The 6817-nt window shown below is 57.8% G+C and carries 6 protein-coding genes; all 6 read left to right on the forward strand.

From position 1 onward, the window contains the following. Positions 1 to 183 precede the first annotated feature (183 nt). Positions 184 to 1299, forward strand: coding sequence for a KpsE/RkpR family capsule polysaccharide export protein (locus AC1DT7_RS23020; protein ID WP_478038509.1), 1116 nt, complete (start codon positions 184 to 186; stop codon positions 1297 to 1299). A gap of 11 nt (positions 1300 to 1310) precedes the next feature. Then, the gene (locus AC1DT7_RS23025) at positions 1311 to 2102 is read left to right on the forward strand and encodes an ABC transporter permease (RefSeq protein ID WP_478038510.1); all 792 of its coding nucleotides are present in this window, start codon (positions 1311 to 1313) and stop codon (positions 2100 to 2102) included. Next, complete coding sequence (locus tag AC1DT7_RS23030; protein ID WP_478038511.1) at positions 2099 to 2752, forward strand: ABC transporter ATP-binding protein; 654 nt, start codon at positions 2099 to 2101, stop codon at positions 2750 to 2752. Before AC1DT7_RS23025 ends, AC1DT7_RS23030 begins: the two co-directional genes overlap by 4 nt. Beyond that, positions 2739 to 4028: a glycosyltransferase family 4 protein gene (locus AC1DT7_RS23035; protein ID WP_478038512.1), complete on the forward strand. Its 1290-nt coding sequence runs from the start codon at positions 2739 to 2741 to the stop codon at positions 4026 to 4028. Before AC1DT7_RS23030 ends, AC1DT7_RS23035 begins: the two co-directional genes overlap by 14 nt. Positions 4029 to 4223: 195 nt before the next feature. Beyond that, the gene (locus AC1DT7_RS23040) at positions 4224 to 5291 is read left to right on the forward strand and encodes a glycosyltransferase family 4 protein (protein ID WP_478038515.1); all 1068 of its coding nucleotides are present in this window, start codon (positions 4224 to 4226) and stop codon (positions 5289 to 5291) included. Positions 5292 to 5301: 10 nt separating this feature from the next. Further along, positions 5302 to 6513: a polysaccharide biosynthesis/export family protein gene (locus AC1DT7_RS23045; protein ID WP_478038513.1), complete on the forward strand. Its 1212-nt coding sequence runs from the start codon at positions 5302 to 5304 to the stop codon at positions 6511 to 6513. Positions 6514 to 6817 lie beyond the last annotated feature (304 nt).

Genomic DNA, 6817 nt, shown 5'->3' on the forward strand with positions numbered 1-6817 from the left:
CCGTGACGAAGCACCCCAGAGCACCCCGTCGGGCAGGACGAACGGCCCACCTTTCCGATGGTCCGCCATTCCGGGTCGGGCATCGACAGGGCCATTTCACCGATGACGAACTCGAATCACATCGCTAAGGCGCCCACACTGCCCATCCCTTCCGACTCTCTTTTTTGAAAAGCACGTTCCTAGATGATCTTCGCAAGAGCCAGAGCCTTCGTCGAGCGGATGGGGTTGCTGTTCAGTCTGACCGTTCTGATACCGACTGTACTCGCGATGATGTACTTCGGACTGATCGCGTCCGACGTATATATCTCGGAGTCCAGATTTGTCGTCCGCTCGCCGGAAAGGCCGAGCGCCTCCACGCTTGGGCTGCTTCTGAAGGGAGCAGGCTTCTCCAACGCTGGCGAAGAGAGCTATGCGGTACAGGAATATATCGAATCGCGTGACGCACTGACCACGTTGAATCGAAAAGGCTACTTCGCCCAAGCCTACTCCGCCCCCGGCATCGACATGTTTCATCGGTTCGGAGCATATGGAATCGATCGGTCGTTCGAAGAATTGTACCGTTACTTCACCAATGTCGTTTCCGCGAAACACGATCCGTCGACATCAGTCACGACGTTGACCATTCAAGCCTATTCGCCTCAGGCGGCGCAGCGGATCAATGCCCAATTGATTCAGCAGGCGGAAGCCCTGGTGAACCGCCTGAACGAACGTGGCCGGAGCGACCTGATTCATTATGGCGAGACGGAAGTCTTGAACGCCGAGACCCGGGCACGGGGCGCGGCGAACGCGCTGGCCGCCTATCGCAACACCCAGCGCGTGCTCGATCCCGAACGTCAGGCGCAGGTTCAGGTACAGCTCGTTTCGAAGCTGCAGGATCAGTTGATCGCAACGCAGGGCCAACTCACCCAGTTGCAGGCATTCACGCCCGAGAACCCGCAGATTGCAGTGCTGCAACAGCACGTCGCAGCGTTGCAGGGAGATATCGCACGAGAGTCTAACCGCGTCGCAGGTGGAGGCTCGACCTCACTCGCTGGCAAGGCATCGCAGTATCAGCGCTTGCAGTTCGAAAACGAATTCGCGCAGCGAGCGCTGGCCAGCGCGCTGGCCTCCTCTGAGGAGGCACGCAACGAAGCTCGGCGCAAGCAGATCTATCTCGAACGGATTGTCGAGCCCAATATGCCGGACAAGGCCATGCAACCACGCCGGCTACGCGGGATTTTCGCTACGATACTCCTGGGTTTGGCCGCGTGGGGGATTCTGTCGATGCTGCTGGCCGGCCTTCGCGAGCACCACGATTGAAAAGCAACGCAATGGAAGAACTCAAATTCCTTTCTCAGGCGTGGCTCGTCCAGCGACGCGTGATCGGCGCTTTATTGATGCGGGAGATCCTCACCCGATACGGGCGACACAATCTCGGCTTTCTATGGCTCTTCGTCGAGCCGATGTTGTTCACCACTGGCGTTACCACACTCTGGACCGTGACCAAGTCGATCCATGGTTCAAATCTACCAATTGTTGCCTTCGCAGTCACAGGCTATTCTAGCGTTCTACTGTGGCGCAATATGCCGTCGCGCTGCATCGGATCCGTCGAGCCCAACCTTTCACTTTTATATCATCGACAGGTCAAGGTCCTCGATATTTTCCTGTCTAGGCTTATCCTTGAGGCTGGCGGCGCCACCGTATCGTTCTCCACTCTGGTATTATTCTTTCATTTCCTCGGCTGGATGGAATTGCCTGAGGATATTTTGGCCGTCGCTCTGGGCTGGTTCATGCTTGCATGGTTCGGCTCCTCTTGGGCGATTCTGCTCGGGGCCCTGTCAGAGCGGTCGGAGTTGGTTGAAAAACTCTGGCATCCTGCCGCCTATCTACTATTCCCCCTGTCGGGCGCCGCCTTCCTGGTGGATGCTGTGCCAAAGGTTGCACAGGACTACCTCCTATTGTTGCCTATGGTCCACGGGGTCGAATACATTAGACACGGCTTCTTCGGTTCACAGATCGTAACGCACTACGACCTTGCCTATATGGGATCCATTTGCATTGTTCTCACATTGCTTGGATTGTCACTGACGCGGCAAGTTAGTCGCGAAGTAGTCCCGGAATGATCACTATCGAGAACGTCACCAAGCGCTATCCGACCCGAAGCGGGCCGGTAACTGTGCTGGAGAACGTGAACCTGACCGTAGCGCAAGGAGAGCGGGTTGGCGTATTGGGTAGGAATGGGGCTGGGAAATCCACCTTAATTCGGCTGATCAGCGGCGCCGAACAACCGACCTCCGGGCATGTCCAGCGCGAAATGAGCGTTTCTTGGCCTCTGGCATTTGGCGGCGCCTTCCAGTCGGGCCTGACCGGCCTGGACAATCTTCGCTTCATTTGCCGGATATATGGCAAGAAGGCCGAGGACCATGTCGACTTCGTCCAGGACTTCTCTGAGCTCGGCATCTATTTACGCGAGCCCGTTCGAACATATTCGTCGGGCATGCGCGCGCGCCTGGCGTTCGCCATATCGATGGTCGTTGAATTCGATTGCTTCTTGATTGACGAAATCATCGCTGTTGGCGATTCGCGGTTCCACGAAAAATGCGTCGTGGAACTGTTCGAAAAACGTGCCGATCGTGCGATGATCATAGTATCACACGATGCCGGCTATGTGCGCGAACACTGCCATCGCGCAGCTGTGCTGGCTGGTGGCACGCTCACGTCCTTCGGTGACGTGGACACCGCTTATGACGCGTATCTGAATGTCAGTCGCTGATATGGGCTGGTTGAAACGATGGCCTTTCAAGGGCCCGGCGCCTCGCCTCGCCGCCATACGAAAACGACAGGGATCAATACCTCAAATTCTAGCCGACGTCTCGGTAATATACAGACACGATGCTCGGACCGGTATTCAACGAGTCGTTCGCGGTATCCTGCTGCAATTGATTGAGCACGGCGCACCGGGATATATCGTCCGCCCGGTATTCGCGACCCGCAACCACGGCTATCATTATGCGAGTCTGGAGTTTTTAGGCGCCCATTCACCAGCAGCGGACTGGAGGGACCGGCCGACTTCACCGGTCGAGATCGGACCCGGCGACATCTTTCTTGGCCTTGACCTGGCTGCGCACTTGTTGCCCTATCATAGGGACGAGGTGGTGCGTTGGAAAGCTAGCGGTGTGTCGGTCCGGCTGCTGGTTCACGACCTTCTACCCATCAGGCATCCCCGCTGGTTTCAGCGAAAGACAGTCCGTAATTTTCGTCGCTGGCTGAAGTTTCTTGGGGAATTTTGCGACGGCGCGATCTGCGTATCGCGCCATACCGAACAAGATTTACGCAACTGGATGGCCGCCCATTTCCCGAAAAGGCTCGCATCTTTCGAAACTCACATAATCCGGCTTGGCGGAGACATCGGAGCGACCGCGCCAAGTCAAGGCGTCAGCGCCTCGGCGCGCAACGCATTGCGGCGCCATGCTGCTCGACCCTTTGCCCTCATCGTCGGCACAGTCGAGCCACGCAAGGGCCTGAGTGCGGCCATCGACGCATTTGAAGCCCTTTGGGCTCGCCATGGTGCTGCGGCGCCGGATCTTGTGATTGTCGGCCGTGCAGGCTGGAAGACTAGCCGGCTGCAACGTCGTATCCTGAGTCATCGAGACGCGGGGAGCCGGCTATTTTGGTTCAGTGACGCGAGTGACGAATTGCTCGATTTACTCTATCATGCGTGCCAGTGCGTCGTCGTACCGTCCTATGCCGAGGGCTTCGGCCTACCTCTTGAAGAAGCGAGGCGCTACGGCAAGGCAGTCTTGGCGCGAGACCTCCCGGTCTTCCGGGAATCGAATCGACAGGTTGCTTCGTTCTTCCGTGACGACAGCGAATTTGCTGACGAACTGGAGCGTTGGATTGGGATCACATGCGAGCGGGCTGAGCCGCCGTCGATTGCAGAATCGCGGGGTTGGGACGTGACACGGCTAGATTTGCTTGAGGCGCTTGGAATTCACACGGCCGCACCGGCTGATGCGGAGTTTCGCGCCGCCCTCAACATCGTAGCGTGATTATGTCACACGAAATCCACCTCCCTCGCCAAGCAATAATCCCGGCAAGCGCGATCCATCGTCTACATTTCACTCTAGCAACGGATCACGCCCCGGCCATCCAAAGCTATCAACTACTCAACTCGGCACTTCCAAACTTGGCMGAGGTTTAGGATCATGCAACTCGCATTATCAATTGAAGCCATTGCCCCAGACATGGGCGGAATCGGACGTTATACGTGGGAGCTAGCGCGTCGGCTTCCCCACCACAGCTCTATAAGTTCCATTCGATTTTGGCGTCACGGAAGATGGTTTCGGGATGTCGCACCTTTCGCGAGCACAGAGCCGACCCGGCGCCGCATTCATATGCCACGCTGGATGCGGCATTCGTATGATCGGTCCGTGATGCGCATGAACCTGTTCCATGGCACCAATTTCTTTCTGCCTGAGGGAGCCGATGGCGGCGTGGTAACCACCCATGATCTATCGGTATTCAACCAACCCGAATGCCATCCCATCGAGCGGGTACGCTTCTTCGAGAAAAACGTACCATCCTCCCTGCGGCGAGCTGGTGCCGTGATCACGTGCACGAACACTGTTCGCGATGAGGTGATCGGGTTCTTCGGATTGCCTGCGGAAAGAGTGGTCGCCGTGCCACTCGGGGTCGCCGCTGCATTTAGACCTCACAGTGCCATGGAGATGGCAGCAGCGCTGACGCGACATGGCCTGAACGCAGACGGATACGCACTATGCGTTGCGACGTTGGACCCGCGTAAGCGCCTGACCGAATTGCTCGACGCCTGGCGCATCTTGCCAGCCGATATCAAGCGACATTGGCCTCTCGCGATCGCCGGGGGCGCCGGCTGGCTCAACGATGATATCCGAAAGCAGTTGGACCGAGGAGTGGCCGATGGGTGGGTTCGTTGGCTCGGATATGTACCAGAGGCTGATCTGCCGGCCCTGTACGCCGGCAGCGCACTTTTCATTTACCCATCCACATATGAGGGCTTCGGTCTGCCGCCAATTGAAGCTATGGCGAGCGGCGTTCCGGTGGTCGTATCCAACGCATCCTGTCTGCCCGAAGTGACGGGCGGAGCGGCAATGCTGGTCGATCCGCTCGACATCGATAGCTTTGCTGAAAACTTGGAGCGCGGATTGACGGATTTGGTTTGGCGCGGTGAAGCGCGAAGTCACGGCCTAGAGGTCGCCGCCACTTATAGCTGGGAATCATGCATCGAGAGAACCGTATCGGTCTATCGTGCCCTATCATCGAGCAGAAATTAGGAATGGCATCGTGCTGAGTAATTCAAACATTTTCGGTCAACGCTCCATGAAGATGGCACGCCTCGCCATCCTAGCAAGCGCGTCGACCTCCCTCGCCGGGTGCAGTTCCAATTTCATCAGCGCGGCGGGACCAACGACGGGACAGGTTGTGCGATCATCCGAGAATCTGACTCTCCACGGAATACGGCTGATCGACGTTACGGATAGCGTCGCCCGAAAACTGATGAACACCCAAATCCAGAATAGTTTTGCCGACACCCTCGGTGATGCCACGCCTAACGGAATGCTCGCCGGCACCGGAGATGTTTTGGAGGTTGTCATTTGGGAAGCGCCACCAGCGGCCCTGTTCGGGTCAAACCCAGGCGGGGATATGCAATTCTCGGGTTTGAGCGCATCCAATGCCAAACCTACCACGCTTCCCGAGCAAATGGTTGACAGTGATGGCCGAATAGCGATCCCCTTTGCGGGGTCGATACAAGCGTCCGGACGCACTACGCAGCAGATCGGCGCGGAGATCGTACGCCGCCTGTCCGGCAAGGCCCATCTGCCCCAGGCGCAGGTCCGAATTTCTCGAAATGCCACCGCACTGGTAACGGTTGTCGGCGATGTCACGCAAAGCACGCGCCTACCTCTCACCGTCAAGGGCGAACGCCTGCTGGATGCGATCGCGAGCGCGGGCGGCGTGCGCCAACCAGTTGACAAAATCACTATCCAGATGACGCGTGGCAACCGCGTCGAACGGATGCCGCTCGCGAAGGTCATCGCTGATCCACGTCAGAATGTTATGCTCTCTGCCGGCGACGTCGTTACGGCCATGTTCCAGCCACTGAGCTTTACTGTTCTCGGCGCGACCGGGCGCAATGAGGAATTGCCGATGGAGGCTCAGGGAATCACGCTCGCCCAAGCGCTAGGCCGGATCGGCGGGCTTCAGGATCAACGAGCCGATGCTCGTGGCCTCTTCATTTTCCGCCTCGAGGATCCAGCCGCGCTGGGTCTCGAAGGGGATATATCGGCTCCACGGACTCCCGAAGGCAAGATCGCGGTGATCTACCGCGTCGATCTGAAGAATCCTGTGAATTTCTTTGCGGCCCAGAGCTTCCCGATGCGCGACAAGGACATTGTCTATGTATCGAACGCCCCGCTTGCCGATGTGCAGAAATTCGTGAGCATCATCACCTCAACTGTATTTCCGATCGCAACACTCAGCACGACGGTGCGATAGAGCTAATACCAAGGCGCGCTGAGAGTGACTCACGTGGTGGATTCCCAAGGTGCTGAAAATCTGATTCGACGTTGCAGGCAGATGGAGGCTTGCGATGGCGGCAGCGGTTGGCGTTCGGCCCGACTACACAGCGGCGGATTTGCGTCGATGTGTGACGTGCTCCCCTGAGTGTTACCACTCAGAGATAGAGTCCTTGCCCTTTGTGCGGGCTGGTTGCTGACATGGCAACGGCCATGGGGGCATGCCCCCATGGCCGTTGGCCGGCGATCTCGGCGGGAGTTTTTCCGCCCAGTTTCGAGTGCGG

It is taken from the genome of Sphingomonas sp. P3_C6 (assembly GCF_056402595.1).

Excerpts from the sequence above, each read along its gene's own strand:
- AC1DT7_RS23020 (WP_478038509.1), top strand. The coding sequence starts at position 184 with ATGATCTTCGCAAGAGCCAGAGCCTTCGTCGAGCGGATGGGGTTGCTG.
- AC1DT7_RS23025 (WP_478038510.1), top strand. The coding sequence starts at position 1,311 with ATGGAAGAACTCAAATTCCTTTCTCAGGCGTGGCTCGTCCAGCGACGC.
- AC1DT7_RS23030 (WP_478038511.1), top strand. The coding sequence starts at position 2,099 with ATGATCACTATCGAGAACGTCACCAAGCGCTATCCGACCCGAAGCGGG.
- AC1DT7_RS23035 (WP_478038512.1), top strand. The coding sequence starts at position 2,739 with ATGTCAGTCGCTGATATGGGCTGGTTGAAACGATGGCCTTTCAAGGGC.
- AC1DT7_RS23040 (WP_478038515.1), top strand. The coding sequence starts at position 4,224 with ATGGGCGGAATCGGACGTTATACGTGGGAGCTAGCGCGTCGGCTTCCC.